The sequence below is a fragment of the Candidatus Symbiothrix dinenymphae genome (genome assembly GCF_001431085.1).
The window spans coordinates 1-482 of record NZ_BBRU01000352.1 but is presented as its reverse complement, the minus strand read 5'-3'; the positions used below and the strand labels follow the sequence as shown (position 1 = coordinate 482).

The 482-nt window shown below is 63.1% G+C and carries 1 protein-coding gene; it reads left to right on the top strand.

What is annotated here, in order from left to right; translation table 11 throughout:
- A partial coding sequence (locus tag ASC50_RS07200) for a hypothetical protein (protein WP_226995391.1) occupies nt 1–482 on the top strand: 482 nt, incomplete at both ends.

Sequence of the window (482 nt, the reverse complement as noted above, 5' to 3'; positions counted from 1 at the left end):
CCACCCGCCCCTGTGGTGGATGAGGACACTCGGCGCACCCTGACGACAGTGTTTGACAACCTTACTAATCGCACTGAAGATACGAAAAAAAAATCAAGAGAATCTCAGCACAGAAAACGCCGAGAATCCGAGGATTCAAAAAAACGCAGAAGAAATAGCCGAAAATCAAGGGAGGCTGCCGAAAAGGCAATAGATGATGATGCTGAGAAAGAGCGCGAAGGTCCCGAAGATCCCCAAGATCCCCAAGATCCCCAAGGTCCCCGTATAGGACATGCTTACAAAAGGATTTTTGCTGACGATGAAGATGATACTGATGCCCCTGTCCCTGTCAACCCACCCGGCGGCGGCGGCGGCGGGGGCGCCCCCGCCCCCGCCCCCGGCGGCGGCGGCGGTGCCGCTCCCGACGGCGGCGGCGGCGGGGGGGCCCCTCGCGGCCGGGGGGGGGGCGCCCCCCGGCGGGGGGGGTTTGGGGGGGCCCGGGG